Origin of the sequence: Iningainema tapete BLCC-T55, assembly GCF_014698965.1 — a bacterium.
GTDB lineage: Bacteria > Cyanobacteriota > Cyanobacteriia > Cyanobacteriales > Nostocaceae > Iningainema > Iningainema tapete.
In genome coordinates this window covers 272-629 of sequence record NZ_JACXAE010000038.1, presented here as the reverse complement: position 1 = coordinate 629, position 358 = coordinate 272, and the positions used below count along the sequence as shown (strand labels likewise).

Here is a 358-nt window from a genome sequence, read left to right as displayed (position 1 = left end):
CCCCCGTCGGGAGTCACTGCCACTGCCCTTACCCCGTCGCTATGACCTTGGAGGGAAAAAAGTTCTTTGCCCGATGCTATGTCCCAGACTTTGAGAGTGCGGTCCCATGAACCGGAAATCACCCGCCTCCCGTCGGGAGTCACTGCCACTGCCGTTACCGGGTCGCTATGACCTTGGAGGGAAAAAAGTTCTTTGCCCGATGCCATGTCCCAGACTTTGAGAGTGCCGTCAGATGAAGCGGAAATCACCCGCCCCCCGTCGGTAGTCACTGCCACTGCCGTTACCGGGTCGCTATGACCTTGGAGGGAAAAAAGTTCTTTGCCCGATGCCATGTCCCAGACTTTGAGAGTGCGGTCAT

At 57.3% G+C, this 358-nt stretch carries 1 protein-coding gene; it reads right to left on the bottom strand.

What is annotated here, in order from left to right; genetic code table 11:
* Positions 1-358, bottom strand: a 358-nt coding sequence (locus ICL16_RS09670) for a WD40 repeat domain-containing protein (RefSeq protein WP_337906963.1), incomplete at both ends; no start/stop codon positions are given.